The following is a 25,208-nucleotide window of genomic DNA, read 5'->3' as shown; positions in this document are numbered from 1 at the left end:
TTTGGCCGACGGGCTCATCGCACGATGAGCTGGTCCTTGACCGGAGTCAGAACGTCCCCGGAGACGATCTTGCGGGCCGTCAGATCCTCGACGCTCCTGAAGGGGCGGCCTTTGACGATCGCCTCGGCCACGCTCTTGTTGAAGCCCTTGACGGCCATGAGCTGTTCGACCGTCGCGGCGTTCAGGTCGAGACGCTGCGCCTCGGTCGCCATCTTGTTGGACGGGATGAGCGCGGGCTTGGGCGCGGCGGTTTCGGCGAAGGCCGGGGCGGCGGCGAGGAGAGCGGCGGCGAGAAGGACGTTGCGGATCATCGCTTGAAACTCCTTTGTATCGAGACGGCGTCTCGATGAAGTGGAGCATCGCGCGAAGGGGCTGAACCGGCGCTGAGGGCCGCGTTCATCAAGCGTTTAGGCGCCGGTCCGCCCGTTATTGCTTCGCCGCTTCGCTACTCGCAATGACGGCGCGTCGAGCGGTCACTTCTTCGGCGTCAGGCAGGCAGGCTCCGCGGGCAGGCAGGCGACGCCCGCCATGGAGCAGTCGGGGCCGTCGTCTCCGCGCGCGCAGACGATGCAGCCGTCGGTCCATTGCGCGCAGTCGGGATGATCGTCGCCAAAAGCCGGGACGGGCTTTTGCGTCGCGTGGGACGCGGCCGGAGGCGTCGGCGTTTCGGCGGAGGCGGCGCCGGCGAGGAAGATCAGCAGCGCCGCGAGCCGGATCAATCCTTCTCTCCCACGCGCTTCACGGCGCCGAAGCCCTTCGCCTCCATGGCGAGATGCAGCTTGTTCTGCAGCCCGGCGTCGTCGCCTTTGACCAGCAACGCGGCGTTGTCGGCGAGGGCGTCGCACATCGTCTCGACCCAGGGCTCTTCGGCTTTGGCGAAGTCGTTCAGGACATAGCCATGCACCAGCGACTTGTCGCCCGGATGGCCGATGCCCATGCGCACGCGCTTGTAGTCGTTGCCGACATGGGCGGTGATGGAGCGCAGGCCGTTATGGCCCGCGACGCCGCCGCCGACCTTCACGCGGCATTTGGCGGGAGCGAGATCGAGTTCGTCATGGAAGACGACAATGTCGCCGACCGCAATCTTGTGGAAGCGCGCGGCCTCGCCCACGGAGCGGCCGCTTTCGTTCATGTAGGTCTGCGGCTCCAGCAGCAACACTTTCTCGCCGCCGATATTGCCTTCGCTGACGAGGCCCTGATAGCGCGAGCGCGCGGTCGCGAAGCCGTGGCGGCGCGCAATGGCCTCGATGGCCATGAAGCCGATATTGTGCCGGTTTCTGGCGTATTGGCGGCCGGGATTGCCGAGGCCGACGAAGAGCAGCATGGAAGGTCCCAAAAGAAAATGGCCGGGAGAACCCGGCCATTAGCACAAGACGAGAGGTCCTGCTTACTTCTTGCCCTTGGCCGGAGCGGCCGCGGCGGCCGGAGCGGCTTCCTCGGCGCCGCCAGCCGGCGGGTTGAGGCTCGCGACCGTGAAGTTCTTGTCGGGATTCGTCGGCCGGCAGCCCTCGGGCAGCGGGATCTGCGAGATGTGCAGCGAATCGTTGAAGTCCATGCCGGCGAGATCGGCGGTGACGGCTTCCGGAATGGCGTCGGCCGGCACTTTCATCTCGATCGTGTGATACACGATGTTGAGCGCGCCGCCCTTCTTGATGCCCGGAGCCTGGTCCTGATTGATGAAGTGCACGGGCACGTTCACCTTGAGGAAGGAGCCCGGCTTCAGGCGCAGGAAGTCGACATGGACCGGGAAGTCGCGCACGACGTCGAGCTGGTAGTCGCGCGGAATGGCGCGCTCCTTCTTGCCGTCGATGTCGAGCTCGAAGATCGTCGTGAGGAAGTGGCCCGCGAAGATCAGCTGGGTCGTGACCTTCTTGTCGAGCGAAATCGGCGTGGGCGCTTCGCCGCCGCCATAGAGTACTGCTGGAATACGGCCCTCACGGCGAACGCTGCGGGCGGCCCCCTTGCCGGTCCCGCTGCGCACCGTGGCCGCGAGCGTCTTCATCTCGGCCATTGTCGGTGTCCTTTTAGAAAAAGAAAAAGCGCCGCTCGCCTCCAGGGGTGTCGGAAACGCAGGCGCTGGGCGGCAGCTTATAGGGGAGGGCGCCGCGAGAGGCAAGGCGGCGCGGCGGTCGCGACGCGTCGCCGCATTTCACATAAAAGTCCCCTCTCACTATAGTCTAGCCGACGCCCGCAAGGGTTGCGCTTCGCTTCCTCTTGCGTCAGGCAGACGGGCAGGTTCGCGAATCGTGTGCTTCCCGCCATGCTTAAGCTAAAGGAGATCAATCCGTTATGACGACAGAACACAATCGCCGCCGGGTCGTCGTGACGGGTATGGGCGCGGTCTCCGCGGCGGGCGTCGGCGCCGCTTCACTATGGGCGGCGGCGAAGGGCGGCGTCTCCTGCATTCGCCCGCTCAAGCTCGCGCGCCCCTATCCGGGCCGCATCAAGATCGCGGCGCAGGTGCCGGATTTCGATCCGGCCGCCTATCTCGAGGCCGAACTGCTCCCCTATTGCGACGAGTTCACGCAATATGCGGTCGTCGCCGCCGACGAGGCGATGAAGCAGGCGGGTTTTTCGGGCAAGGAGGCGGGCGGGCCGCGCACCGCGGTCGTCATCGGCACGGGCATTGGCGGCGCCCATACGATCGACGACACGTCGTATCGCGAATATGCGGAGGGCATGAAGCCGGACACGCTGGCGGTTCCGCGCCTCATCCCAAGCGCTGCGCCGACGACGCTCGGCATGCGTTACGGCGCCAAGGGACCGACCTTCGCGCTCGCCTCCGCCTGTTCCTCGGCGTCGCAGGCGATCGGCGAAGCCTTCGAGATGCTGCGCGCGGGCCGCGCCGACCGCGCCATCGCCGGCGGCACGGAGGCCTGCGTCATCAACGGCTCCATGCGCGGCTGGGAGGCGCTGCGCGTCCTGACCCCCGATCTCTGCCGGCCCTTCTCGGCGAAGCGCAACGGCATGACCATTGGCGAGGGCGCCGCTGTTTTCATGCTGGAGACGCTGGAATCCGCGCAGGCGCGCGGCGCGACGCCGCTCTGTGAGCTTGCGGGCTACGGCACGACGAGCGACGCTTTCGATCCGCTGCGGGCCGATGTCGACGGCCCGGCGCGCTGCATGCGCATGGCGCTGGAAAGCGCGGGGCTGGAGCCCAAAGACGTCGATTATCTCAACGCCCATGGCACGGCGACCTACGCCAACGACATGACCGAGTCGGAAGCGATGCGCGTCGTCTTCGGCGAAAAGACGCCGCCGGTTTCTTCGACGAAGCCCATCCACGGCCATGCGCTCGGCGCGTCCGGCGGGCTGGAGATGGTCGTCACCATCAGCGCGCTGCGCGACCAGATCGCGCCGCCGACGATCAATTTCCTCGAACCCGACCCGAAATGCCCGGTGGACGCCGTCCCCAACGAGGCGCGGGCGATGCCGATTCGCGTGGCGATGTCGAACTCCTTCGCCTTCGGCGGCATCAACGCGACGCTGGTGGTGCGGGCGCTGTAGGACTTACGCCTCCAGCTCCGCCCTCAAACCGTCGACGCCTTCGGATATCGCCGTCTCGATGAGTTTCAGCATCTCTTCGCGGTGCGCCTCGTCCGCCTCGAAGCGCACGGTCCAGCACAGGACCGCGCTGTCCTCGCCGTCGTCGTCCACTTCCACGACGCCGCGATAATCCGTGACGGGGAAAGGATGCGTCGGCCGCTCGTAACGCAGCCGCCGCGCGCCTGCGTCGATCTCGACGATGCGGTCGCGCATCTCCGCGCCGTCCGCGAGCGTCATGATCCGCGTCGCGCCGACGCCTTCGCCTTCCACGCGGCATGCGGAGATGATCGGAAACCAGCGGTCGAGCCCCCCGATTCCGGCGATGGCCGCCCAGACCTTATCGGCCGGCGCGTCGATGCGCTTCGTGATGTTGACGGTCGCGCCCATTTACTTCTCCTCGATCCGCGTCTCTGCGAGGCGCTTGGCGAGATAGACCTCCGCGCGCCGCCAGGCCTCGTCGTCGTCGCCGCGAAAGGTCAGCCAGCGATCGTCTATCAGACGATCCTTCTCGACGTCGACAAGCTGGGTTTTCGCCCATTGCACCAGCGTGCTCATCTTGTGCACGCCGCCATAGAGAAGGAGGCGCGCGCCCGCCTTCTTCGCTGCATCGAACAATTCCTGCGGCGTCTCCTTGCCGACCGCGCATGGCGCGTCGCCGCAATCGAGCGGGACGACCCGGAATTTGCCGTCTCGCGCCAGATCGCGGCGCAGCGACGCCATAAAGTCGCGCAGCCGGCGCGCATGGTCTTCCCTTTGGTCACGCGGTTCGCCGGATGTGTCGACATAATCGAAATCGATGAGCGCGACAGCGAGGGACTCGGCGGCGGCGGGGGCCGCCGCGGCGAAGAAGGCGGCGAGCGAGAGCGTGAAAAGAGCTGGTTTCATTGTTTCCTCCGGCTTGGAGCCCCCTCCCTGTCCCTCCCCCGCTTTGCGGGAGAGGGGACGCTCGCGATCCGCTTTCTCAATGAGGGCGACAATCCGCTCCCTCTCCCGCGAAGCGGGGGAGGGTTGGGGAGGGGGCGGTTCCAGAAAAATGATGCCCGCCGCCGCTCCCAAAAACTTGCCATTTCGCGACACCGCACGAGACTCGCGGCGAGGAGGCGGCCGATGGCGCTCGGATTCACCAAGGCGCGTTCGATGGGGCCGGTCGCGGACGCGGTCGAGCGCGCCGGCGGCTCTGTCGCGCGGATCTTCCGCAAGGCGGAGCTGCCGCTGCGGCTGATCGAAACGCCCGACCAGCTCATCTTGCTCAAGGACCAGCTCGCCGTCGTGGAATACGCCGCGCGCGAACTCGACGACGAGACCTTGCCGCTTGTGCTTTCCATGCAGGCGGGTGTCAGAGGGCTCGGCGCCTTCGGCGATCGCGTGCGCGCCGCCCCGACGCTGAAGGACGCGATCGAGCGCTGCAATTCCGGCATGTGCGCCATGCTGCAATCCGCGACGCATATGCGGCTGGAAATATCGGGCGAGCTGGCGTCCTGGACCTATTTCGTCTCCGACGCGGCCGTGCTCGGGCGCGGCAAGAACGAACTCCTCGCCTTCGGCTATATGAGCGAGACGCTCGAGACGTTCGGGGCCGGCGCGCCGCTGCGGGCGGAACTGCCATCGCCGCCGGCGGCGCGGGCGAAGCTCGAAGACATGCTGGGCTGCGATATTGTGCGCGGCGATACGGCCCGGCTCGTCTTCGCCAGCGCGCATCTTGCGCGCGGCAATCCCTTTTGCGCCGGGACAGACGCGCCGCTTGCCGGGGACGTTCCGCCGGCCTGCGATTTCGTCGGCGGCGTCGAGCACCTCCTGCGGCTCGGGCTCCTCGACGGGCTCCCGACCATGGATTTCGTCGGCGCCCGCCTCGGCCTCTCGCCGCGGAGCCTCCAGCGCCGGCTCGCCGAGGCCGGGGCGCGCTTCGAAGTGATTCGCCGGCGGGTTCTGCTGGAGCGCGCCGTGGCCCTGCTCGCCGACCCGCGCCGCCCCATAACGCAGGTTGCATTCGAGCTGGGCTACTCCGATCCGGCGCATTTTTCCCGCGCTTTTCTGGGGATGACGGGCCTAAGCCCCCGGATTTGGCGCAAAAATCGCAGCGTGGGCGGGGCGGGCCCGCGCCCCGCCATGCTTGTCACCCCTGCCGCAAAGGCCTAGGAAGGCCGCAACTTCCCATCATGATTGACGCGTAGGATGACGGAAGAAAGCAAGGAGCCGGGCTCCGCCCCAAAAGGGACGGAATCGGGCGAAAAAGCTGGCAAGGCCGGAGCCAAGAAAAACGCCGCCGCGCTTTCCGCGGCGCTCCGGGCCAATTTGGCGCGCCGCAAGGCCCGTGACCGGGCGTTGCGGACCAACGCGCAAAAGAGCGACAGCGAGGGATAATGGACAGGATCAAAATCGTCGGCGGCGGGCCCCTGAACGGCGTCATTCCCATTTCCGGCGCCAAGAACGCCGCCTTGCCGCTGATGATCGCCTCGCTCCTGACCAAGGAGACGCTGACGCTCGAAAACATGCCGCTGCTCGCGGACGTGACGCAGCTCGAGCGCATTCTCGGCAATCACGGCGTCGACTTCACCATTTCGGGCAAGCGCAAGGGCGACACCGAAAACGCCGGCCGCACGGTGCATTTCACGGCGAAGGAGATCGTCGACACCACGGCGCCCTATGAGCTCGTTTCGCGGATGCGCGCGAGCTTCTGGGTCTTCGCGCCCCTCCTCGCCCGCATGGGCGAATGCCGCGTGTCGCTGCCCGGCGGCTGCGCCATCGGCACGCGCCCCGTCGATCTCCTGCTGACGGCGCTGCAACAGCTCGGCGCCAAGATCGAGATCGAGAACGGCTATGTCGTCGGTTCGGCCAAGGACGGGCTCGTCGGCGGCGAGATCGATTTCGACAAGGTCACGGTCGGCGGCACCCACACCGCGTTGATGGCGGCGACGCTGGCGCGCGGGACGACCGTCATCCGCAACGCCGCGCGCGAGCCCGAGATCGTCGATCTCGCGGACTGCCTGACCAAGATGGGCGCGAAGATTTCCGGCGCAGGCTCTTCCACCATTGAAGTCGAGGGCGTGACCTCGCTCAGCGGCGCGCGCCATTCCGTGATGCCCGACCGCATCGAGGCGGGGACTTACGCCATGGCGGTGGCGATGACGGGCGGCGACGTGCTGCTCGCGGGCGCTCGCGCCGACAGCCTGCAGGCGGCTCTGGACGTTCTGGAGCAATGCGGCGCGACGGTCGCGGAGACCAATGAAGGCCTGCGCATCCATCGCAACGGCGCCGGCATATCGCCGGTCGACGTCGAGACCGCGCCTTTCCCGGCCTTTCCGACGGACCTTCAGGCGCAGTTCATGGCGCTGATGACGCGCGCCAAGGGAACGTCGCGCATTCGCGAGACGATCTTCGAGAACCGCTTCATGCATGTTCAGGAGCTCGCCCGCCTCGGCGCCCATATCAAGCTCGAAGGCGATACCGCCATCGTGACGGGCTCCGACCATCTCGAAGGCGCGCCGGTGATGGCGACGGACCTTCGCGCATCGGTCTCGCTCGTCATCGCGGCGCTCGCCGCGCGCGGCGAAACGACGATCAACCGCGTCTATCACCTCGATCGCGGTTTCGAGCGTCTGGAAAAGAAGCTCTCGGGCTGCGGTGCGCAGATCGAGCGCATCAGCGGACACGCTTGAGGCGCGGACCAGGCCACAACCTTGGCTGCTTGTTTGACTTTGCAGCCATGTCGGGGCTTCTCCGCCAGCAAGATTGATCTTCCCTTCGGAGCCCTTTGGCGCCAACCTTTGGCGGTAAGTTTTTGCGCGCGAATGCGTTGTTCGTTTTCAACCAGCGCGATGCGGATGAGGATTTTCGGCATCCAGCGTGGCGAGAAGATCTTCGCCAGCCTTGATAGCCTTTCGCCGAAGCCGACCCCCGCGCCGCCGGGCGAGACCGCGAAGAAACGGCGCAGACGTCGGCCTTCTCGATCAGCATCTTGGCGAATTCGACGGAGCCCATGTCGCGATAGCGCTCCGGGACTGGCGCCCAGGCGAACATCGTCGCGGGCGGCGGCGGAATGGGCCAGCCGGCCTGCGCGAAGCTCTCCACCAGCACGTCGCGCCGCTTCTTGTAGATGGCGCGCATCTTCATCGACGCAATCGTCGGGGCCGTTGAGCGCGGCAGCGTCGCCGCGACCTGGATCGGCGTGAAGGCGCCGTAGTCGAGATAGGATTTCACGCGCGCCAGCGCGCGCGATCAGGCGTTCGTTGCCGACAGCGAAGCCCATGCGCCAGCCGGCCATGGAGAAGGTCTTCGACAGCGAGGTGAACTCCACGGTGACGTCGATCGCGCCGGCACCTGCAGCACCGACGGCGGCGGATCGTCGTCGAAGTAGACTCGGCGTAGGCGAGATCCGACAGGATGAAGATCTCGTGCTTCTTCGCGAAGGCGACGAGGTCCTTGTAAAAATCGAGCGAGGCGACTTCGGCCGTCGGGTTGGACGGATAGCAGACGATCACCGCGATGGGCTTGGGGATCGAATGGATCATGGCGCGCTCCAGCGCCGAGAAATAATCCGGCGTCGGCGCGGAGGGCACGGAGCGGATGACGCCGCCCGCCATCAGAAAGCCGAAGGCGTGGATCGGATACGTCGGGTTCGGCACCAGCACCACGTCGCCCGGCGCGGTGATCGCCTGCGCCATATTGGCGAAGCCTTCCTTGGACCCCAGCGTCGCGACGATCTGCGTCTCGGGATCGAGCTTCACGCCGAAGCGGCGCGCGTAATACGCCGCCTGGGCGCTTGCGCAGACCCGGGATGCCCTTCGACGCTGAATACCGGTGGGTGCGCGGCTTGTTGATCGTCTCGACGAGCTTATCGACGATGTGCTTTGGCGTCGGCATGTCGGGATTGCCCATGCCGATGTCGATGATGTCCGCGCCGCGCGCGCGGGCTTTGGCCTTCAGGCGGTTCACCTGCTCGAAGACGTACGGTGGCAGGCGCTTGATGCGGCGATTCTAGACCCTTGGCGCGGCTTCGCCAAATGGGCGGGGGAAAGCAACTCGTGTTGACGCCCCTCGTGCTTCGAGACGCCCTGCGGGCTCCTCAGCATGAGGGGCTACTGTTCCTGCGTCAGACACTTAGCCATTATCCTCTAGGAGCGAGCTAGGCTCTCGTCTCGAAGGACGAGGCCGCCATGGGCTTCTGCGACGCCAGCTCAGTTTGGAACCTTCACCCGCGCCGCCCGCCGCTTGTTCTCCGCCGCCGCTCTGTCCAGCGCCGCGCCGGCGGCCTGAAGCTCGGCGGCGCTTTTCTTGTGGTCGGCCTGGGGCGTCGGGGCGAGGGGGACGTAGTCCATCCGCTCGGGGCGCGATTCCCGCACGAAATCCGGCGCCGCGGGGACGGGCTTTCGCAGGCCCAGCGCGTCGAAAAGGCCGCCAATGGCGCGCCCGCCCGTCGCGGGCGCTTCCTGCGCGATAGCGGGGGCGGCGAGGGCGAGCGTGGCGGCGATGAAAACGAGGCGGAACGTCTGCATTGGCCTATCGAAGCGGCAAATTTTGGCGTGAGCAAGAAGGGGAGATCGCAGAGAGGCAGAATGCTGATCGTGAGCAATCCCTCCCCTTTACGGGGAGGGTGGCCCCGCGAATGCGGGGTCGGGTGGGGATCGTCCCACCAGCGTCTCGGCGGCTCGGACCCCACCCCGTGGCCTTTGGCCGCCGACCTCCCCGTAAAGCGGAGGTATTGGCCGCCTGCCGGTCAAGTTGGTCGTTCGCCCGACAGCCTGAAGCTCACACCCAGCCGGCCAGCTCCCGCCGCGCCAGCGTCTCGATCACGGCCATGCCCTCCGCGCTGTCGTTGAGGCAGGGCAGGCGGGCGAATTTCTCGCCGCCTTTCTCCAAAAAGAGATCGCGGATTTCGACGCCGAGCTCCTCGATCGTCTCCAGACAATCGGCCGAGAAGCCGGGCGCGACGATGGCGAGGCGCTTCACCCCCTCCTGGGCGAGCTGCATGACGACGTCGCTCGTATAGGGCTGGATCCACTTGGCCGGTCCGAAGCGCGACTGGAAGGAGAGGCGCAGCTTTTCCTCCGGCATGCCGAGCGCCTCGCGCAGAAGACGCCACGTCGCCTCGCAATGGCTCTGATAGGGATCGCCGCGATCGACCTGCAATTGCGGCAGGCCGTGAAAGGAGGCGAGCACCACCTCGGGCTCGAAATCGAGCGCGGCAATCTCGCGCCGGATGCTCGCCGCGAGCGCGTCGATATAGGCGGGGTCGTCGTAATAGGGCGCGCCGATGCGCAAGGCCGGCTGCTTGCGCAGGCGCATCAGGGCGGCGAAGGCGTCGTCAGCGACCGAAGCGTTGGTCGAGGCCGCGTATTGCGGATAGAGCGGCAGAAGGACGATGCGCTCGCAGCCCTTCGCCATCAGCCCGTCGATCTGCGTGGGGATGGAGGGCGAGCCGTAGCGCAGCGCGTAATCGACGATGACCGGAGCCTTGCCGCCGAGGGTTTTGGCCCAGCCCGCAAGTTTTTCGGCCTGAAGGCGCGTGATCGTCTTCAGCGGGCCTTCGCCGATGTCGTGGTTCCAGATCGACTCATAGGCGTGTGCGGATTTTTTCGGCCGCGTGTTGAGCACGACCCCGTAGAGCACCGGCAGCCAGACGAAGCGCGGCAGGTCCACGACGCGAGGATCGGACAGGAATTGCGCGAGATAGCGGCGCACGGAAGGAACGTCCGGCGCGTCGGGCGTGCCGAGATTGACGACGAGGAGGCCGACGGGGGTCTCTGAGGAAGCCATAGCGCCTGTGTTCTCTCAAAATTGCGCGGGCGCGCATCGGCGTTCACATAGCCGCTCTTGGGCTTGGCGGAAATCCCCGCGCCGATCAATCCTCGCCAATCAGCGGAAAAGAAACGCCCCGGCGACGCCCGCAAGCGCCATCAGCGGCAGCGGGTTCATATGCGTCCGCATCAAAATGGCGAAGACGGTCACGGCGATGGCCGCGCCGGTCCAGCCCGTCACCGCCGCCTTGCCGACGGCGATGACGCCGGCGAGCAGCAGGCCGATCGAGACCGCGTTCAGCGCCCGCTGGATCGAGGCGCGCCAGGGCCAGCCGGAAAGATGCTCCCAGACGCGGCCGACCCAGAGCGTCAGCAGGGCGGTGGGCAGGAAGAAGGCGAGCGTCACGACGAGCGCGCCGACGGGCCCCGCCACCCATTCGCCGATGCCGGCGATCATCATCATGTTCGGCCCGGGCGCCATCTGGCCGAGGCTGTAGAGGCGCACGAGCTGGTCCGCCGTCATCCAGTGATAGATGTTGACGGTCATCGTCTTCATCTCTGGATAGGCGGCCATGCCGCCCCCGATCGTCAGCAGCGACAGATAGGAAAAGACGCCCGCAAGGCTGATGAGCTGCTTCATCGCCCCTCCTTTCGCGGGCGGAACCACAAGGCGGCGACGGGCGCGACGGTGAAGAGGGCGAGCAGCACCGACTCGTGCAGCAGCGTCACGAAAGCGAGCGTCGCGGCGGCGAAGAAAGCGTCCGGCGGCTTCGTGATCGTCTTTCGCGCAAGCTCCACGGTGACGTAGAGCACCATGCCGACGGCCGCCGCCGAAACGCCGTGCAGCACCGCGTTGACGAGCGGAAAGTCCTTATGCGCCGACCCATAGGCCGCCGCCGCCGCGACCATGATGAGGCCGCCCGGAAGACAGATGCCGACGAGCGCCGCCGCCGCGCCCGCCCCGCCGCGCAGGCGGTCGCCGACAAGGATCGCCATGTTGGAGGCGTTGAGGCCGGGGAGAGACTGGCAGATGGAGAGAAGCTCGACGAAGGTTTCGTCGTCGATCCATCTGAGCGAGCCGACGAGACTCGAGCGCAGATAGCCGACGACGCCGCCCCCGAGGCTCGTCGCGCCGATCGTCAGGAAGGCGAGGAAGATCCGCGCCACCGAGACGTTCGGAATGTCGGGCGCTCGCTCACTCATGGCTTTGCGGCGGGGCGCCCTTCAGGCGATAAACCGCGCCGGTCTTGGTCGTGCCGAGGCTGATCCAGTCCTGCGCCTCGTGTTGCAGCGATTTGAAAAACTCTTCGCATCTGACCAGCGCCTTGGCGCTCAGATCCTCGCGGCGCTGGAATTTGCACTGGAAGGAGAATTCGCCGACGAGCTGATGCTGATCGCCGCGCGTGCGCCACACGGCGACATTGCTCGCCGCTTCGAACCCCTTGCCAAAATCGAGCGTGCCGAGTTCCTGCAGCACCTCTTCCACCGCCGTTCGGTTCACGAGTTCGAGTCGCTCCGTGTCGTTTGCGAGCAGAGGGCGCAGGGCGGGGAAAGTTTCGATGAGCGTCTCATGCGTGGTGATGTCGCCGCTGAAGGTCAGCGGGTCCAGCTTGAATTCCACATTGTGGGAATAGAGCGAGCGCACGCCGCCGATGCGGTCCTTTTGCGGCAGCCATTCCTCCTTGAACTTGATGCGATACATGCCGGGAATGTCCGGGCGGACGTCCAGCAGCGAGGCCGTGTCGAGGTCGGGATGGCGGAACTTGAAGACGATCTCCGGCTCGCCGGCGGGGAAGCCGTCCTCATAGGCGGTGCGGCGGCGCAGGATGAAGGCGTTGTTGTAGAGCTTGAATTCCTTCGTATCGAGGAACAGCACCTCGCGGATTTGCGGCCGCACGCCTTCATAGCTCTCGGTCTCGAAGTCGATGCGGGCGGCCTTGGCGGCCTTGCGCACGAGTTTCTCGAATTCACGGAAACTCTGCACGGAGGTGAAGCGCAGGCCGTTCAGAATGATCTTGGCTTCGAGGTAATGCACTTCGTCGAGCGGATGGCCGTCGGCGTAGAATTGCTCTTCGGGGGCGCCTGTCGCCGCGTCGGAATGATGATTGGCCAAACGGTCGCCCTCGCGAGAAGGTCAGGAGTTTTGTCTGTGCCGCAACTTTGGTCAAGCGCGGGAGACTTGTTCTTCAGCCATGGTTTACGAGCCAGGCTTCGAAGGCCGCGCGTTCCTCGTCCGCCATGTGAAATCCGTGCTCCGGCCCCGGAAAGGCGCCGCTGCGCACTTCTCCCGCATACGCGCTCAAAGCGTCGCGCAGCGCCGCGCCGATTTGCCCATAACGTCGGTTATGCTTGAAATCCCGCGTCGTCACGCCTGCAAGGTCGTTGACGACCAGCACTTGCCCGTCCGTCTCCGGCCCGGCGCCGATGCCGATGGTCGCCGATGTGATCGCGCGCGTGATGCGCCCCGCGAGCTCCTGCGGCACGAGCTCCAGCACGAGGAATTTCTGCCCCGCGGCGTCGGCGGCCAGCGCGTCGTCATAGAGCTTCGCGGCGGCGGCGGCGGTCTTGCCCTGCCGCCGCTTGATGTCCTGGTGCTGGGATTCGAGGCCGAGATGCCCGCAGACGTCGAAGCCCGCCGCCGTGAGCGCGGCGACGACGTCGGGCTGCGCGCCTTCGAACTTCACGCAATCGGCGCCGGCCTCGCGCAGGGTCCGTGCGCTGGCGAGCGCCATTTGGGGCGTGTCATAGGTCGCGTAGGGCAGATCGCCCATGACGTAGATGTCGGGCGCGCCGCGCCGCACGGCGGCGATGTGGTGCGCCATGTCGGAGAGCGTCACCTCGCGCTCATGCGCGTAGCCGAGAATGTTCACGCCGACGCTGTCGCCGACGAGGATCATGTCGACGCCGGCCTCCGCCTCGATGCGCGCGGTGGGCGCGTCATAGGCGGTGACGACGACGATCTTCTCGCCGCGGCGTTTCTTGTCGAGGAAGAGGTCGGCTTTCGACATGCGAGGCTCCCGCAGTCGTGATGAGGCGCGGCTGGCTCGAAAAGGGGCGCGTCAGCGCGCGCTGGCGTCCCTGCAGGCGTGCGGCTGGCCGGGAACGCGAATCTCCTGGAAGCCGCCGCATTTGTCGCAGGCGGAAAGCGTCAGCGCGCCGGCGAGAACCAAAAGGCAAAGACTGATTTTGCGCCGCATTCCATCCTCCGCGACAGGCCGCGCGGACCATACGCGGAGGAAGGGGGCTGGGCAAGGACGGCGGCCGAGCCCTCGCTGGGGCGCCTTATGGGCCGTCCGGGAAGATGACGAAGAGTTTATCGCCCTCCGGGCAACGGCCGATCGGCTGCGGCTTGTCCGCCGGATATTTCAGATCGCCCGAGGTCGACATCGGGAAGAAGAAAGCCTGCTGGTTCGTCGGGTAGGGGCCGCCGACCGGGATCGGGGCGCTATAGGGATAGACAGGCGGGATGCCGCAATTGGTCGGATAGCGCGCGCCGACGCCCGCGCGTGGGCCCCGGCAGACGAAAGTCGTCTCGCTCGGGCAGTAGAGCTGCACCGGCACATTGTAAGATGCGCCGGTGCTGTCGCTGTTGCAGCCGTTCGCCGCCCACTTGGCGTTGGTGCAGCCCTCCGGGACGATATTGATGTCGTACCAGACGCAGCTGCGCATCGGGTTTCGGTTGTCGGGAGGAAAGTCGTTCGGTCGGGCGCAACCCGTGCCGCCGGTAAAATTGGTCTCGATGATCGTCAGGCCATCCTGCTGGGCCGCAAAGCAGTTGGGCGTCTTGCCGGGCGGCAGGGGATTTTCCGTTGCGCAGAAGCGCGAGGCTCCGGCGCTCGTCGGCACGGAGACGGTGCAGATCTGGCCCGGGGCCAGGAGGATCTGCCCTTCGGTGGCGTTCGCGCCCGGAGGCACGACGACCTGCCCGGTGACGCGCCGGCAATCCGGCGACCAGGAGAAGGGGACGGGCCGGCCCGGCTGGGGGGAGAAGCCGAGATAGAGGTTGCGCTGGCTGCGATTGATGAAGCTGACGAGGCTGCCGTCCATCAACCCGCTGCCGACATTCTGGGCGCAAGCGGGCAGGGCGAAGCCCCCGAGAGCCGGGATCAGGGCGAAAGCCGCCTGCAAAAGCTTGAGCTTCATCTTCGTTCCTCGCTTGCAATAGGGAATGGTTGCAACCAACGCTCCCGGGCGTCAATGCGCGCGTCGTCGCAGATCGCTCGACTTGCGCGCTTGCATCCTGCCCAAACCTGCGTATAAGGCGCGGATCGCGAGGTTCCCGGCCGGGGGCTGAACGGAAGCGCGCGCCCTCATCATAGAGGGCTCACGAGGGGCTCGCCCCGCCTTCCCGTGTCTCCGCCTTCGAACTTTCCTTCTCGAGCCTTTCCCCGGAACCTTTGTTCCCAGAAGCGCTCGAAGGGCTTGGCGCCGGAACGGCTCGCGACAACGGAAAGGCGAAGAATAATGGCTCTCTACGAGCATATTTATCTCGCCCGTCAGGACGTTTCTCCCCAGCAGGTTGAGACGCTGACCGGGCAGTTCAAGAACGTCATCGCGTCGCTCGGCGGCACGGTGGGCAAGGTCGAATATTGGGGCGTCAAGTCGCTCGCCTATCGGATCAAGAAGAACCGCAAGGCGCACTTCACGCTCATGAACATCGACGCCCCGCCGGCGGCCATCGCCGAGCTCGAGCGCCAGCAGAGCATCAATGAAGACATTCTCCGCATCCTGACGCTGCGCGTCGAGGAGCTGGAGGAAGGCCCGTCCGCCCAGCTGCGCAAGCGCGACGACGACGACCGCGGCGAGCGCCGTGGCCCCGGCGGCCCGCGTGGCGATCGCGGCGAGCGTCGCCCGCGTCGTGAAGAAGGCCGCCCCGAAGGAGAAGCCGAATGAGCACCGCCCCGCGTCGCCCCTTCTTCCGCCGCCGCAAGTCCTGCCCCTTCTCCGGCGCCAACGCCCCGAAGATCGACTACAAGGACACGCGCCTGCTCTCCCGCTACATCTCGGAGCGCGGCAAGATCGTCCCGTCCCGCATCACGGCCGTCTCGGCCAAGAAGCAGCGCGAACTGGCCCAGGCCATCAAGCGCGCCCGCTTCCTGGGCCTGCTGCCTTACGTGATCCGCTAAGAAGATCGCTGTTCGCGACTAAGGCCGCGCTCCGAAAGGGGCGCGGTTTTTTTGTTGGCGCCCCTAATTCGGCCTTGGGCTTTCTGTAAGCGCTCCGTAGCTCGGCACATGCTCCGGGCGGATCGTCTGGAAGCCCGCAATCCGCCATTTACGAGCCTTCGCGCTCGGCTCAACAATCGCAACTTCAAAACGGCGGCGCTTCGGCTTTTACGCCGCCTCTCGGCGCGCCTATTCTTGTATTGAAGGCGAAGGGCGGAGGCGCCCTTCCGGCACCGAGGGCGCGGTTGATGCTGTCCGAAAGCGAGATTGCCCGTTGGAGAACGATCGCTCCGTCCCTCGTTACTTTAGATTTCAGCGACAGGGCGGTCGTTTACCGGCAAGGCGACAGATTGGCGAGCCTGTTCTGGCTGCTTGAGGGAATCGTCAAACTGTCTCACGTCACGGAAGGAGGAATTCAACTGACCACCGATGTGATGGGACCGGGCGGCGTATTCGGCAGCACATCGGCCGCACATCTATCGGAACACACAGCGACATCGTTGGGTGAAATTCGCATAGCCAAAGTTACGCAGGAGGAGCTGAGCAGCCTCATCGGCGAGAGCTCGGAATTTGCCTCTTTCCTGTGCGGCGAACTAGAAGTCTGGCAGAAACGGACTGAACGGAAACTGATCGCCGCCCTCACCAAAAATGTCGAGACGCGACTCGTTGAAACCCTACGCGAACTCGCCCTGATGTTTGGGACCCCATGCCCACATGGTTACGCGCTCGAGATCCCGCTTACTCAGCAAGACATTGCCGATCTGGTGTTTGCTAGCCGGCCGGCGGTGACGAAGGCCATGAACGCCCTGCGCCGCCTGGGCGCGCTCGATTACCGGCGGGAGTTAATCTGCGTGAACCATGCGGCGCTAGAGTCAGCCGGATAATTGAGAAGGTTGGATTTGTAATCTCGATGACAGACGCGCGAGCGCGCCACTCGCTAATTTTCCTTCTTCGTTCGGTTGCTCGGATCGATCCGTTCCGCCGTTGTCGAGAAGGAGAAAGCTCATGAAGCCCATCAACCCGATGACCCATGGCTATCTGGATTACCTCACAGTCGCGGTTTTTCTTTTGGCGCCAAAACTGTTGGGCTTCGAAGGTTTGCCGGCGCTGCTGTCCTGGACGCTGGCCGGCGTGCATTTGGCGCTCACGCTGGCGACGGATTTCCCGCTGGGCGGCCTCCGCTGGGTGCCGTTTTGGGTTCACGGATGGATTGAAAGGATCGTTGGCCCCGCATTGGTCCTCGTCGCCTTCGCGCCGAATTTCTCCGGCGGAGGCGCGGCATTCGGTTTTTACCTGCTTATGGGGCTAGGTATAACCGCCGTGAGCTTGGTTACCGACTATTCCAGTGAGACAAAGCGAGCGCTCACTCAGGCTCTTTGACGTCGGTTTCATACTCCGGAGGAGCCGCGTCGACGATCTTGCCCTGATCGAAGACGAGGATGCGGTCGGCGAGATCGTCCCGTCCCGCACCACGGCGGTCTCCGCCAAGAAGCAGCGCGAACTGGCCCAGGCGATCAAGCGCGTGCGATCTCCGGGGCTGCTGCCTTATGTGATGCGGTGAGAGATCCGCTTTTAGCGATGAGAGCCGCGCGCCGAAAGGGGCGCGGTTTTTTCAAGAGCTCTTGTAGATCGGGTAATCGACAAGAATTTCATGGGCGTTCTTTTTGATGAGAAGACTGAACTCGTCCAGGGGCAGATCGTTCGTGTCGACGCCAAACGGATTTTCAATCTCTTCAGCTAACGTCTCGAGGCTTGCAAGGACATAAAACATGAAGCTCGTAATCAAAACTGTCCAATAGCCGAACTCGGGCGCAAAAACGAAAGGCATGCTGATGATGTAAAAGAAGACGAACTTCTTGATGAAGACATGATAGGAAAAGGGTATTGGCGTTTTTTTGATGCGCTCACACGCTCCGCATATGTCTGAAAGCGCCGTCAGGTCGCCATTGAGCGTCAAAAACTGAACTTCGCTTATATAGCCCTGTCGATTGAGATCCGTGACGTCCACGAATAGCTGTTCCGCAGCCAGGCTCGGCGCGTGGCCCACGGGGTGCGGATAGTCGCTTGCGTAGCCTCGGAGATGGTTTTTGAGCGCTTCAGCGAAATTAGCGATATCGAAAGCGATGGTCTCTCTAACGCTATCCTGTGGGTGCAGATACGAATGGCACTTTAGCGCGATATTGCGAGATGTGTTGATGAGAGAACCCCAAAGCCGGCGCCCCTCCCACCATCGATCATAAGCCGTGTTGGTCCTGAACACGAGTAAAAGCGAGATGACAAACCCGAAAAGATTATGCACGGTAGCTGTATATTTCAGATACCCTGGCAATATTCCCGTATTAAAGTACACTACTAGTAGCGAAAACAGCGCAACAAGGGATATGTTTGGTAAGAGAGTCCTTAGCGTGTCTCCCTCGTGAAACTGGAAGATAAGTTTCCACCACGCTTTTGTGTTGTACCTAAGCATGCTTCATCCGTTCAACTGCCTATCGCGGCTGATCGCTTCTGTGTTGCGGTTGCGGTCCTCCTGCGAAGCCGGATGGACGCGCGCGCGTCTCACCCCGCCCGCGCCTGCGGCGCCGTCGCCTCATGCAGCCCATCCAGCCCCGCCGTCGCTTGCGGAGGCTCCGCCATGAACTGCGCCGCCGCCAGCGTGGCGAAGCGGCCGCCTTTTTCGACGAGCGTCTCGAAGGAGCCGCTTTCGACGATCTCGCCCTGATCGAAGACGAGGATGCAGTCGGCGTTGCGGACCGTCGCGAGGCGGTGGGCGATGACGAAGGTGGTGCGCCCTTTGGTCGCCGCCTCCAGCGCTTTCTGGATCTGCTTCTCGGTCGTGGCGTCGAGGGCCGAGGTCGCCTCGTCGAAGACGAGGATCGGCGGGTCCTTCAGCAGAGCGCGCGCGATGGAGAGGCGCTGGCGCTCGCCGCCCGAGAGCGAGCGGCCGCGCTCGCCGATGCGGGTGGCGCGCCCGTCGGTCTGGCGCGAGACGAATTCCGAGGCCTGCGCCAGCTCCAGCGCCTTCCGGATCTCCTCGTCCGTCGCGTCGGGATCGCCGATCCGCAGATTTTCCTCGATGGTGCGCGCGAAGAGCATTGGCTCCTGAAACACGACGCCGATGTTCCGGCGCAGCGACAGCAGCGTGAATTCGCGAATGTCGACGCCGTCGATCTTCACCGCCCCTTCGTCTGGATCGAAGGCGCGATGGAGGAGGCTCAGCGTCGTCGATTTGCCCGAGCCCGTGGAGCCCACAAGCGCGATGGTCTGGCCGGGCTTGGCCGTGAAGGTGACGTTCTTCACAGCCTTGCGGCGCGGGTCGTAGGAATAGGTGACGTTCTCGAAGGAGACGGCGCCGGCGAGGCGGCCGGCGTCGCGCGCGCCGGGGCGGTCGGCGACGGCGGACGTCGTGTCGAGAACCTCGAAAAATTCAGCGATTTTCGCCGATTGCGCAAAGAGCACGTTTACGAAGCCGACGACTTGCTCGAGGCGGCCGATCAACATGGTCGCGAAATTGGTGAAGGTGACGATCTCGCCGATCGAGGCCTGCCCATGGAGATGCAGCCAGGTCCCCAGCATGAAGATCGAGAGGATGGTCAGCGTCGCCGAGGCGCGGCTCGCGACGGCGACGAGCGCCCACCAGGAGAGCACCGGCATCTGCGCGGCGAGCACGTGCTCGACGATCTGGCGCAGCGCCCGCGCCTCGCTCTCCACCCGCGTAAAGCTCTGAACGACCGGGATGTTTCCGAGCGCGTCCGACGCATGTTCGGCGAGCGAGGAATTGTATCGCTCGACCTCTCCCTGCAAGGCCTCCGTGCGCCGCAGGACGTAGCTCGTCGTCAGGTAGAAAACGACGACCATCGCCATCAGCAGCCCGCCGAGCCGCCAATTGATGAAAAGCGTCATGGGCAGCAGGATGAAGAGCGCGACGAAGGAGGCGCAATTCTCGCGAAAAAACGACAGCCACAGGCCCGCCATCGCGCCCGACCCTTCGAGCATCGTCTTAAGTAGGCGTCCCGAATGCACATTTGAGTGAAATGTCAGGGGAAGATTAAGAACATGCTCGAAATATTCGGATACGACGGCGAGGCGGCGGCGATGCGCGAGACGGTCGGCGTTCAACCCGACGAGGATCGCGCCGCCGATCGAGAAGAGGCCGAAAGCGGCCCAGGCCAGGAGAAGCGGCAGCAAGTCGCCCCATGTCAGCGTATGGCCCGGCGCCTGCGCTTGCGTCATGCGGTCGATGATGCGGCCAAAGAGAAGGGGTTCGGCGAATTGCGCGACGGCGAGCGACAGATTGGCTGCGACCAGAATCGTCACGAGCCGCGCCTGCGGACGCAACTGTCCAAGGACGCGCGCATAAATCTTGAGAACCGTCATCGTCTCGCTCGCTCCCTCGCCCCTCGTGGCGCTTACAGGCGGCCTGGCCGCAGCGCAAGGCCCGGCGGGCGGTCAGCGTCGCGCAGGCCCGGCGCGATAGTTTCAGCCTGGCGCAGAGGTCTTGTCCATGCTTGAGGCTATGTCGCGGCGCGTTTCTGTCTTCGTGAAGCGCATACGCAAGCTGACCGCCGTTCCTGGCGATCCGGCCAGCGCCGCGCGGCTCCAGAAAGAGCAGTACGCCGCGCTGCGGGCGAATACGCCCGGCATGATGGCGGCCAATATCGGCAACGCGCTGGCGCTTCTCGCGACGTTCATCGACACGCCGCTCGCGCAGCGGGTGCTGGCGTGGACGGCCGCGCTGCTCTTCGTCACCCTTTACATCTACATGCGCGCGCGGCGGGGGCGGCCGCGGCGGTTCGGGCCGACGAGCCGGCCCTCCGGCATCGGCCGGCGGGCGGTGATCAACGCCGCTGTCCTTGGCGGGCTTTGGGCGGCGGTGCCGCCGCTGTTCTTTCTCGAGGCGAGCCCGGGCGCGCAGCTGATGGTCACGTCGCTGACCGCGGGCATGCTGTTCGGCGGCGCCTTCGCCCTGGCGCGGGCGCCGCTCGCCGCGACGATCTTTTCGGGGCCCATCGCGCTTTCCGCGGCCGTGACGCTGATCGGCGGCGGAGACCCCGATCTGTCGCGCATCGCCTTCGTGCTGTGCATCTATACGGCGGTGTTGCTGCGCAACGTCTATGTCGAGGCGGCGGCGTTCCGCGATCGGGTCCTGTCGCAAATCGGCGCCGAGCGCGAGGCGCGAACCGACGCGCTCACCGGCCTGCCGAACCGTTTCGCCTTCACCGACGTGATCGAACGCGAACTTGCGCGCGCGGCGCGCTATGGCGGCGGCTTCATGCTGCTTCTGGTCGACATCAACGATTTCAAACTGGTCAACGACCGCTACGGCCATCCGGCGGGCGACGATTTGCTGTCGCAGGTCGCGCTACGCCTGCGCAATTCCCTGCGCGCGGCGGATTTCGTCGCGCGCCTCGGGGGCGACGAATTCGCGGTGATCGCGACCGATGTCGCCAATGACGATTCCGCCAGCGCCGTGGCGCGCAGAATCGCCGCCTGTTTCGACGAGCCCTTCGCTCTGGAAGGCCGTATCGTTCCGGCGGGGGCGAGCGTCGGCGGCGCGCTCGCGCCGCGAGACGGCGACACTCAAAAGGCGTTGTTCAAGAGCGCCGACGTCGCCCTTTACGAAGCGAAGGCGCAAGGCGAGTGGCGGCTGTTCGACCGACGCGAAAAAGGCGACGCCGTCGCGCCGCTGTCGGAGGAGGATCTGCGTCTCGCCTTCTCGAACGGCCAGCTATCGCTCGCCTTCCAGCCGGTTCTCGATCTTGCTAGCGACGAGATCGTCGGCTTCGAGGCGCTGCTGCGTTGGCGTTGCCCGACGCGGGGCGAGATTCCGCCGGCGGATTTCATTCCGCTCGCGGAGGCAAGCGGCCTCATTCACGAGATCGGACTGTGGGCGATCGATAAAGCCTGCGCCGCCGGGGCGCGCTTTTCCGAGCGGTTCCGCGTCTGCGTCAGTCTCTCGCCCGTTCAGTTCCAGCGGCCGGATTTCGCCGATCGCCTGCTGGACCTCGTGGCGCAGTCCGGGCTGGCGCCGCACCGCCTCGAAATCGAGATCGCCGAGAAGGCCATGCTTTGCGATATCCCGCCTTTCAGCGAGCAGTTGCGCAAATTATCGCAGGCCGGCGTCTCGATCGCGCTGGAGGATTTCGGGGCCGGTTATGCGGCGCTCGCGCAGTTCTGCAAATCGCCGCTGGATCAGGTGAAGATCGGCGGGCCGCTGGCGCGCGAAGCGGTCGCGCGCAAGGAATGCGCGGCGATCGTCGCCGGCGTGACGCAAATGGCCAAGGGCTTTCACATGACCGTCGTCGCCGAGGGGGTCGAGACGCGGGAACAGCTCGAATGGCTGCGCAATGCGGGAGTGGACGAGGCGCAGGGCTTCCTCATCGCCGCGCCGATGCCGCTCGACAGGCTGGAGACCTTCATCGCCAGCTGGAGCCCCGCGCGCCGGCGCGCCATCGCCTCGCTGAGCGCCTGAGGCCGCTACTCGTCTTCGCCGAAGCGGTTGGCGACCAGCGCGTCGAGCGCCTCGAGCGCCTCCGCGGCTTCCGGGCCGGTCGCCGTCACCGTGATGGTCGAGCCCTGGCCGGCGCCGAGCGTGAGGATTCCCATGATGGAGCTGCCGCCGACCGTCTCGCCGTCCTTGGAGACGGTGATCTCGGCGTCGAATTTCTCGCAGCACTGCACGAACTTGGCGGTCGCGCGCGCGTGAAGGCCTTTTCTGTTGATGATCGGCAAATCGCGGGAGAGGGCGTCAGCCCCCTGTTCTTGCGCGTCGGACATGGAAGATCACTTCGGCGAGGTTATTTCGGGTTCAGCACACGACTCGCGATATATACGTATTTTCGCCCGGCGTCCTGCGCCTGAAGCACCGCCTGCTCGAGCGTCGCCGTGTCGCGCACCGAGGCGAGTTTGATGAGCATGGGAAGATTCACGCCGGCGAGAACTTCGACATTGCCGCCATTCATCACTGAAATGGCGAGATTGGAAGGCGTGCCGCCGAACATGTCGGTGAGCAGAACGACGCCGTCGCCGCTGTCAGCCCCGTGGATCGCTTCGAGAATGTCGGCCCGGCGGCGCTCCATGTCGTCTTCGGGACCGATCGAAATGGAGACGAGCTGCTTTTGCGGGCCGACCACGTGTTCGAGCGCGGCGCGGAACTCCGTGGCGAGGTGGCCGTGGGTCACCAAGACCATTCCGATCATTCGACCCTACCACTCATGAAGACGTCTCGCGCTGCCAAGTGACGTGTTCTGCGAAACCCGCCGCGGCTTCTCGCCCCCCACGTCAGCATATACAAGCTGAGCCGCTCCGCACATCCCATTTTGCCGGGGCGCTCGTCAGGCGCGCCATTTTGTGCGTCGCCGCGAAATTCGCAAGCAAAAAGCGCGGGCGGGCGTCAGATTGTCGTAATTTCTTGTAAGAAAAAGACGATTCGCGCAACTGAGACATCGCTGCAATCCTTCGCGGCGAGGCGTGGCAGCGCAATGCCGCAGATCGACGCGATTTTTTCGTCCGGCTCAGGATGCCGCGACGCCGTTTCACCCGGCCCGCAAATGTCGACGATCGCGTGCAGGACGCAGGCGGCTTCGAAGGCAACGCGCATCAAGCCGAGGCCGCGGATTTCGAGAAGGCCCGCAATGGCGGGATGCGGCCGCGCGACGAGGCGCCCGCAGCTCGCCTCGACGCCGACGCGGTCGTCGCCCACGAGCCGCGCGAAATCGCCCTGCGCCTCTAAGCGCGACATCAACGCAAGCGTCAGCGCGCTCTTGCCGGCGCCGGAGGGGCCGCGCAGCAAAACGCCCTTCTCGCCGAGCAAAACCGCATTGGCGTGGAGGTAAAGCGGAGGCGCTGCGGCGATCATCGCGCGGCGGGGAGCCAGACCACGAAACGTGCGCCCAGAACTGGATCGTCCGGCCCCGGCTCGTCCGTGCCTTCGGGTTGCGCCTGCGTGCGGTTCAGGGCGCGGATGCGGCCGCCATGGGCCTCGATGATCTGGCGCGAGATGGCGAGGCCGAGGCCGGAATTTTGTCCGAAGCCCTGCTCGGGGCGATCCGTGTAGAAGCGCTCGAAGACGCGCTCGAAGGCGCCGTCGGGAATGCCGGGCCCGTCGTCGTCGACGATGATCTCATAGCCGTCGAGGGGCGTCCCGCCCGGACCCTTGGCGCATTCCGGCCAGAGCAGGACGCGCACCTCGCCGCCATGCGGCGAGAAGGAGCGGGCGTTGTCGATGAGATTGTTGAAAACCTGGCCGAGCCGCGAATCATGCCCGCGAACCAGCCAGCGTTTGCGCGGCGATTCGTTCGACGAATGGCGGATCGTCAGCGCGACCTTCACCTCGTCGCCGCGATCGACGGCGCGGGCGATGTCGACGACGGTCATGACGGCCTTGGAGAGATCGACGTCGCTCATATCCGCACGCGCCAACTCGGCGTCGAGGCGGGAGGCGTCGGAAATGTCGCTGATCAGGCGATCCAGTCGGCCGACATCGTGCTTGATGATGGCGAGCAGCCGGTCGCGCGCGGAATCCGTCTTGGCGATGGGCAGCGTCTCGACGGCGCTGCGCAGCGAGGTCAGCGGGTTTTTGAGTTCATGCGCGACGTCCGCCGCGAAATGCTCGATCGCCTCGATGCGGTTGTAGAGCGCAGTCGTCATGTCGCGCAGCGCGGCGGAGAGATGGCCGATCTCGTCCGGCCTGTCCGAGAAGTCCGGAATTTCCTGCCTGGATTTGGCGCCCCGGCGCACGCGCTCGGCGGCCTCGGCGAGACGCCGCATCGGCTCGGTGATGGTGTTGGTGAAGAAGAGCGAGAGCAGGAGCATCACGCCGGCGGAGACGAGGAAGATGCGGATGATGCCCCAGCGCTCCTGCGCGATGATCGCGTCGATGTCGCCGCCCATCGTCGAGAGGAGCAGCGCGCCGCGCACGGAGCGGAACCGCTGCACCGGAACGGCCACGGAAATGATGGTTTCGCCCTTTTCGTTGGCGCGCACGACGGAATGCGCGCGTCCGTCGAGCGAACTCGCGACCTCCGGATAGGTCTTGCCGTTGCCCATGCCGATGTCTTCGTAGAGCGGCAATTCCGGGCGGCGCGTCAGGCGTCGCAGGAGATCGAGCGTCTTCTGGAGGAAAGACGAGGCGTCGATCGTCGTCGTCTTGCCGGCGGCCGGCAGATCGAAGCGCAGAATGTTGGAGCGGCCCGAGACCGAGCGCGAGTCGAGCAGCAGATAGCCGTCGCGGTCATAGATGCGCGCGCGCAGCCGCGTCGGCGAGACGAGACGCCTCAGCAATGGACCAACGCGCTCCGGGTTCAGCGAAAACTCCATCCCGAGCTCGTTTTCGCCCGGCGTCGCGCTTTCGCCCGGCGCGAGCTTGAGAAGTTTTTCCGGATCGATGGTGATGGCGTCGGTGTCGACCGTGGCGGACGCCGCGACCGCGGCGGCGATGATCTCGCCTTGAGTCTGCAGGCTCTGGACGCGCGCGTCGATCAGGCCTTCGCGGAACTGGTTGAGATAGAGAAAGCCGCCGAGCAGGGCGACGAGGCCGCCGAGATTCAGCACCACGATGCGGCGCGTCAGCGACGAGGAAAGATGCGACTGGACCGCCCGCGAGAAACGGCGCAGGCGGATGTTGGCGGTGCGGACGCGCCGGGCAGGGGGCCTCGGCGGCGCGGCGGCCGCGGGGGCAAAAGCGGCGTCGCCTACCGGGGCGAGGGAATCGCTCTCCGTTGCCTCTTCGATGACGGCGTCGCCGGTATCGGATGCGCTCATGAAG

Annotated in this window: 28 protein-coding genes and 2 pseudogenes; 9 read left to right on the top strand and 21 right to left on the bottom strand. The window is 65.5% G+C overall.

From position 1 onward, the window contains the following. Window positions 1-14: 14 nt before the first annotated feature. From ACPFMJ_RS11000 to ACPFMJ_RS10985, 4 genes are all read right to left on the bottom strand, one after another. Window positions 15-311 (bottom strand): ComEA family DNA-binding protein, encoded by a 297-nt coding sequence (locus ACPFMJ_RS11000; RefSeq protein ID WP_424360088.1) that lies wholly within the window; start codon window positions 309-311, stop codon window positions 15-17. Window positions 312-473: 162 nt separating this feature from the next. Then, window positions 474-719 carry a hypothetical protein gene (locus tag ACPFMJ_RS10995; protein ID WP_424360087.1) on the bottom strand — a complete coding sequence of 82 codons (246 nt, stop codon included), beginning with the start codon at window positions 717-719 and terminating at the stop codon, window positions 474-476. Continuing rightward, on the bottom strand, window positions 716-1,324 hold the full coding sequence (gene pth / locus ACPFMJ_RS10990; protein WP_424360086.1) for an aminoacyl-tRNA hydrolase: 609 nt from the start codon (window positions 1,322-1,324) through the stop codon (window positions 716-718). Before pth ends, ACPFMJ_RS10995 begins: the two co-directional genes overlap by 4 nt. 63 nt (window positions 1,325-1,387) lie before the next feature. Next, the gene (locus ACPFMJ_RS10985; RefSeq protein WP_424360085.1) at window positions 1,388-2,011 is read right to left on the bottom strand and encodes a 50S ribosomal protein L25/general stress protein Ctc; all 624 of its coding nucleotides are present in this window, start codon (window positions 2,009-2,011) and stop codon (window positions 1,388-1,390) included. A gap of 278 nt (window positions 2,012-2,289) precedes the next feature. On the opposite strand from ACPFMJ_RS10985, the gene ACPFMJ_RS10980 reads away from it, so the two are divergent. Next, the gene (locus ACPFMJ_RS10980) at window positions 2,290-3,507 is read left to right on the top strand and encodes a beta-ketoacyl-[acyl-carrier-protein] synthase family protein (protein ID WP_424360084.1); all 1,218 of its coding nucleotides are present in this window, start codon (window positions 2,290-2,292) and stop codon (window positions 3,505-3,507) included. Between the two features lie 3 nt (window positions 3,508-3,510). Here the strand turns inward: ACPFMJ_RS10980 and ACPFMJ_RS10975 are convergent, their stop codons facing one another. Further along, the gene (locus ACPFMJ_RS10975) at window positions 3,511-3,933 is read right to left on the bottom strand and encodes an SRPBCC family protein (RefSeq protein WP_424360083.1); all 423 of its coding nucleotides are present in this window, start codon (window positions 3,931-3,933) and stop codon (window positions 3,511-3,513) included. Continuing rightward, window positions 3,934-4,431, bottom strand: coding sequence for a DUF2380 domain-containing protein (locus ACPFMJ_RS10970; protein ID WP_424360082.1), 498 nt, complete (start codon window positions 4,429-4,431; stop codon window positions 3,934-3,936). Between the two features lie 222 nt (window positions 4,432-4,653). Here ACPFMJ_RS10970 and ACPFMJ_RS10965 point away from each other — a divergent pair, with 222 nt between their 5' ends. Continuing rightward, window positions 4,654-5,682 carry an AraC family transcriptional regulator ligand-binding domain-containing protein gene (locus ACPFMJ_RS10965; RefSeq protein ID WP_424360081.1) on the top strand — a complete coding sequence of 343 codons (1,029 nt, stop codon included), beginning with the start codon at window positions 4,654-4,656 and terminating at the stop codon, window positions 5,680-5,682. A gap of 224 nt (window positions 5,683-5,906) precedes the next feature. After that, window positions 5,907-7,202, top strand: coding sequence for a UDP-N-acetylglucosamine 1-carboxyvinyltransferase (gene murA, locus ACPFMJ_RS10960; RefSeq protein ID WP_424360080.1), 1,296 nt, complete (start codon window positions 5,907-5,909; stop codon window positions 7,200-7,202). Window positions 7,203-7,330: 128 nt separating this feature from the next. On the opposite strand, the pseudogene ACPFMJ_RS10955 reads toward murA, so the two are convergent. From ACPFMJ_RS10955 to ACPFMJ_RS10915, 9 genes and pseudogenes are all read right to left on the bottom strand, one after another. Further along, window positions 7,331-8,511, bottom strand: a pseudogene (locus ACPFMJ_RS10955) (LL-diaminopimelate aminotransferase); the annotation flags it as partial. A 209-nt stretch (window positions 8,512-8,720) separates the two neighbouring features. Beyond that, the gene (locus ACPFMJ_RS10950) at window positions 8,721-9,038 is read right to left on the bottom strand and encodes a hypothetical protein (protein ID WP_424360079.1); all 318 of its coding nucleotides are present in this window, start codon (window positions 9,036-9,038) and stop codon (window positions 8,721-8,723) included. A 253-nt stretch (window positions 9,039-9,291) separates the two neighbouring features. Beyond that, window positions 9,292-10,299 carry a ferrochelatase gene (gene hemH / locus ACPFMJ_RS10945; protein ID WP_424360078.1) on the bottom strand — a complete coding sequence of 336 codons (1,008 nt, stop codon included), beginning with the start codon at window positions 10,297-10,299 and terminating at the stop codon, window positions 9,292-9,294. A gap of 99 nt (window positions 10,300-10,398) precedes the next feature. Then, window positions 10,399-10,920, bottom strand: coding sequence for a chromate transporter (locus ACPFMJ_RS10940; RefSeq protein ID WP_424360077.1), 522 nt, complete (start codon window positions 10,918-10,920; stop codon window positions 10,399-10,401). Next, a complete protein-coding gene (locus ACPFMJ_RS10935) occupies window positions 10,917-11,483 on the bottom strand; it encodes a chromate transporter (protein ID WP_424360076.1) in 567 nt (188 codons plus the stop codon). Before ACPFMJ_RS10935 ends, ACPFMJ_RS10940 begins: the two co-directional genes overlap by 4 nt. Next, window positions 11,476-12,393, bottom strand: coding sequence for a hypothetical protein (locus ACPFMJ_RS10930; RefSeq protein WP_424360075.1), 918 nt, complete (start codon window positions 12,391-12,393; stop codon window positions 11,476-11,478). Before ACPFMJ_RS10930 ends, ACPFMJ_RS10935 begins: the two co-directional genes overlap by 8 nt. A gap of 73 nt (window positions 12,394-12,466) precedes the next feature. Continuing rightward, entirely contained in the window at window positions 12,467-13,288 is an 822-nt protein-coding gene (gene panB, locus ACPFMJ_RS10925; RefSeq protein ID WP_424360074.1) for a 3-methyl-2-oxobutanoate hydroxymethyltransferase, read from the bottom strand. Window positions 13,289-13,339: 51 nt separating this feature from the next. Next, the gene (locus ACPFMJ_RS10920) at window positions 13,340-13,477 is read right to left on the bottom strand and encodes a hypothetical protein (RefSeq protein ID WP_424360073.1); all 138 of its coding nucleotides are present in this window, start codon (window positions 13,475-13,477) and stop codon (window positions 13,340-13,342) included. An 85-nt stretch (window positions 13,478-13,562) separates the two neighbouring features. Further along, complete coding sequence (locus tag ACPFMJ_RS10915; protein WP_424360072.1) at window positions 13,563-14,423, bottom strand: hypothetical protein; 861 nt, start codon at window positions 14,421-14,423, stop codon at window positions 13,563-13,565. 321 nt (window positions 14,424-14,744) lie between these two features. Between ACPFMJ_RS10915 and rpsF the strand changes: the two genes are divergently transcribed. From rpsF to rpsR (ACPFMJ_RS10890), 5 genes and pseudogenes are all read left to right on the top strand, one after another. Next, entirely contained in the window at window positions 14,745-15,173 is a 429-nt protein-coding gene (rpsF, locus tag ACPFMJ_RS10910) for a 30S ribosomal protein S6 (protein WP_424360071.1), read from the top strand. Beyond that, on the top strand, window positions 15,170-15,406 hold the full coding sequence (rpsR, locus tag ACPFMJ_RS10905) for a 30S ribosomal protein S18 (RefSeq protein WP_016917696.1): 237 nt from the start codon (window positions 15,170-15,172) through the stop codon (window positions 15,404-15,406). Before rpsF ends, rpsR (ACPFMJ_RS10905) begins: the two co-directional genes overlap by 4 nt. 287 nt (window positions 15,407-15,693) lie before the next feature. Next, window positions 15,694-16,329 carry a Crp/Fnr family transcriptional regulator gene (locus ACPFMJ_RS10900; protein ID WP_424360070.1) on the top strand — a complete coding sequence of 212 codons (636 nt, stop codon included), beginning with the start codon at window positions 15,694-15,696 and terminating at the stop codon, window positions 16,327-16,329. A gap of 121 nt (window positions 16,330-16,450) precedes the next feature. Next, the gene (locus ACPFMJ_RS10895) at window positions 16,451-16,825 is read left to right on the top strand and encodes a hypothetical protein (RefSeq protein WP_424360069.1); all 375 of its coding nucleotides are present in this window, start codon (window positions 16,451-16,453) and stop codon (window positions 16,823-16,825) included. A gap of 67 nt (window positions 16,826-16,892) precedes the next feature. Further along, a pseudogene (gene rpsR, locus ACPFMJ_RS10890) lies at window positions 16,893-17,006 on the top strand (30S ribosomal protein S18); the annotation flags it as partial. A gap of 51 nt (window positions 17,007-17,057) precedes the next feature. On the opposite strand, the gene ACPFMJ_RS10885 reads toward rpsR (ACPFMJ_RS10890), so the two are convergent. Together ACPFMJ_RS10885 and ACPFMJ_RS10880 are read right to left on the bottom strand one after the other, a co-directional pair. Beyond that, on the bottom strand, window positions 17,058-17,912 hold the full coding sequence (locus tag ACPFMJ_RS10885; protein WP_424360068.1) for a bestrophin family protein: 855 nt from the start codon (window positions 17,910-17,912) through the stop codon (window positions 17,058-17,060). 89 nt (window positions 17,913-18,001) lie between these two features. Beyond that, window positions 18,002-19,819, bottom strand: a complete 1,818-nt coding sequence (locus ACPFMJ_RS10880; protein WP_424360067.1) for a glucan ABC transporter ATP-binding protein/ permease — start codon at window positions 19,817-19,819, stop codon at window positions 18,002-18,004. A gap of 127 nt (window positions 19,820-19,946) precedes the next feature. Here ACPFMJ_RS10880 and ACPFMJ_RS10875 point away from each other — a divergent pair, with 127 nt between their 5' ends. Continuing rightward, window positions 19,947-21,914 carry a putative bifunctional diguanylate cyclase/phosphodiesterase gene (locus tag ACPFMJ_RS10875; protein WP_424360066.1) on the top strand — a complete coding sequence of 656 codons (1,968 nt, stop codon included), beginning with the start codon at window positions 19,947-19,949 and terminating at the stop codon, window positions 21,912-21,914. Between the two features lie 5 nt (window positions 21,915-21,919). Here ACPFMJ_RS10875 and ACPFMJ_RS10870 read toward each other — a convergent pair whose 3' ends face one another. The 4 genes from ACPFMJ_RS10870 to ACPFMJ_RS10855 form a co-directional block, all read right to left on the bottom strand. Further along, window positions 21,920-22,219: an HPr family phosphocarrier protein gene (locus tag ACPFMJ_RS10870; RefSeq protein WP_424360065.1), complete on the bottom strand. Its 300-nt coding sequence runs from the start codon at window positions 22,217-22,219 to the stop codon at window positions 21,920-21,922. A 20-nt stretch (window positions 22,220-22,239) separates the two neighbouring features. Beyond that, window positions 22,240-22,641: a PTS sugar transporter subunit IIA gene (locus ACPFMJ_RS10865; protein ID WP_424360064.1), complete on the bottom strand. Its 402-nt coding sequence runs from the start codon at window positions 22,639-22,641 to the stop codon at window positions 22,240-22,242. A 194-nt stretch (window positions 22,642-22,835) separates the two neighbouring features. Beyond that, the gene (locus tag ACPFMJ_RS10860) at window positions 22,836-23,300 is read right to left on the bottom strand and encodes an HPr kinase/phosphorylase (RefSeq protein WP_424360063.1); all 465 of its coding nucleotides are present in this window, start codon (window positions 23,298-23,300) and stop codon (window positions 22,836-22,838) included. Further along, window positions 23,297-25,204 (bottom strand): stimulus-sensing domain-containing protein, encoded by a 1,908-nt coding sequence (locus ACPFMJ_RS10855; protein ID WP_424360062.1) that lies wholly within the window; start codon window positions 25,202-25,204, stop codon window positions 23,297-23,299. Before ACPFMJ_RS10855 ends, ACPFMJ_RS10860 begins: the two co-directional genes overlap by 4 nt. Window positions 25,205-25,208 lie beyond the last annotated feature (4 nt).

This window comes from Methylocystis parvus, assembly GCF_049675845.1.
Taxonomy (GTDB): domain Bacteria; phylum Pseudomonadota; class Alphaproteobacteria; order Rhizobiales; family Beijerinckiaceae; genus Methylocystis; species Methylocystis parvus_A.
The sequence above is the reverse complement of the archived record's forward strand: the minus strand, read 5'-3'. Positions and strand labels throughout refer to the sequence as shown.

Bases quoted from the DNA above. Each gene is read 5' to 3' on its own strand.
- ACPFMJ_RS11000 (WP_424360088.1), bottom strand. From the start codon at position 311: ATGATCCGCAACGTCCTTCTCGCCGCCGCTCTCCTCGCCGCCGCCCCG.
- pth (WP_424360086.1), bottom strand. From the start codon at position 1,324: ATGCTGCTCTTCGTCGGCCTCGGCAATCCCGGCCGCCAATACGCCAGA.
- ACPFMJ_RS10985 (WP_424360085.1), bottom strand. From the start codon at position 2,011: ATGGCCGAGATGAAGACGCTCGCGGCCACGGTGCGCAGCGGGACCGGC.
- ACPFMJ_RS10980 (WP_424360084.1), top strand. From the start codon at position 2,290: ATGACGACAGAACACAATCGCCGCCGGGTCGTCGTGACGGGTATGGGC.
- ACPFMJ_RS10975 (WP_424360083.1), bottom strand. From the start codon at position 3,933: ATGGGCGCGACCGTCAACATCACGAAGCGCATCGACGCGCCGGCCGAT.
- ACPFMJ_RS10970 (WP_424360082.1), bottom strand. From the start codon at position 4,431: ATGAAACCAGCTCTTTTCACGCTCTCGCTCGCCGCCTTCTTCGCCGCG.
- ACPFMJ_RS10965 (WP_424360081.1), top strand. From the start codon at position 4,654: ATGGCGCTCGGATTCACCAAGGCGCGTTCGATGGGGCCGGTCGCGGAC.
- murA (WP_424360080.1), top strand. From the start codon at position 5,907: ATGGACAGGATCAAAATCGTCGGCGGCGGGCCCCTGAACGGCGTCATT.
- ACPFMJ_RS10950 (WP_424360079.1), bottom strand. From the start codon at position 9,038: ATGCAGACGTTCCGCCTCGTTTTCATCGCCGCCACGCTCGCCCTCGCC.
- hemH (WP_424360078.1), bottom strand. From the start codon at position 10,299: ATGGCTTCCTCAGAGACCCCCGTCGGCCTCCTCGTCGTCAATCTCGGC.
- ACPFMJ_RS10940 (WP_424360077.1), bottom strand. From the start codon at position 10,920: ATGAAGCAGCTCATCAGCCTTGCGGGCGTCTTTTCCTATCTGTCGCTG.
- ACPFMJ_RS10935 (WP_424360076.1), bottom strand. From the start codon at position 11,483: ATGAGTGAGCGAGCGCCCGACATTCCGAACGTCTCGGTGGCGCGGATC.
- panB (WP_424360074.1), bottom strand. From the start codon at position 13,288: ATGTCGAAAGCCGACCTCTTCCTCGACAAGAAACGCCGCGGCGAGAAG.
- ACPFMJ_RS10920 (WP_424360073.1), bottom strand. From the start codon at position 13,477: ATGCGGCGCAAAATCAGTCTTTGCCTTTTGGTTCTCGCCGGCGCGCTG.
- ACPFMJ_RS10915 (WP_424360072.1), bottom strand. From the start codon at position 14,423: ATGAAGCTCAAGCTTTTGCAGGCGGCTTTCGCCCTGATCCCGGCTCTC.
- rpsF (WP_424360071.1), top strand. From the start codon at position 14,745: ATGGCTCTCTACGAGCATATTTATCTCGCCCGTCAGGACGTTTCTCCC.
- rpsR (WP_016917696.1), top strand. From the start codon at position 15,170: ATGAGCACCGCCCCGCGTCGCCCCTTCTTCCGCCGCCGCAAGTCCTGC.
- ACPFMJ_RS10900 (WP_424360070.1), top strand. From the start codon at position 15,694: ATGCTGTCCGAAAGCGAGATTGCCCGTTGGAGAACGATCGCTCCGTCC.
- ACPFMJ_RS10895 (WP_424360069.1), top strand. From the start codon at position 16,451: ATGAAGCCCATCAACCCGATGACCCATGGCTATCTGGATTACCTCACA.
- ACPFMJ_RS10885 (WP_424360068.1), bottom strand. From the start codon at position 17,912: ATGCTTAGGTACAACACAAAAGCGTGGTGGAAACTTATCTTCCAGTTT.
- ACPFMJ_RS10880 (WP_424360067.1), bottom strand. From the start codon at position 19,819: ATGACGGTTCTCAAGATTTATGCGCGCGTCCTTGGACAGTTGCGTCCG.
- ACPFMJ_RS10875 (WP_424360066.1), top strand. From the start codon at position 19,947: ATGCTTGAGGCTATGTCGCGGCGCGTTTCTGTCTTCGTGAAGCGCATA.
- ACPFMJ_RS10870 (WP_424360065.1), bottom strand. From the start codon at position 22,219: ATGTCCGACGCGCAAGAACAGGGGGCTGACGCCCTCTCCCGCGATTTG.
- ACPFMJ_RS10865 (WP_424360064.1), bottom strand. From the start codon at position 22,641: ATGATCGGAATGGTCTTGGTGACCCACGGCCACCTCGCCACGGAGTTC.
- ACPFMJ_RS10860 (WP_424360063.1), bottom strand. From the start codon at position 23,300: ATGATCGCCGCAGCGCCTCCGCTTTACCTCCACGCCAATGCGGTTTTG.
- ACPFMJ_RS10855 (WP_424360062.1), bottom strand. From the start codon at position 25,204: ATGAGCGCATCCGATACCGGCGACGCCGTCATCGAAGAGGCAACGGAG.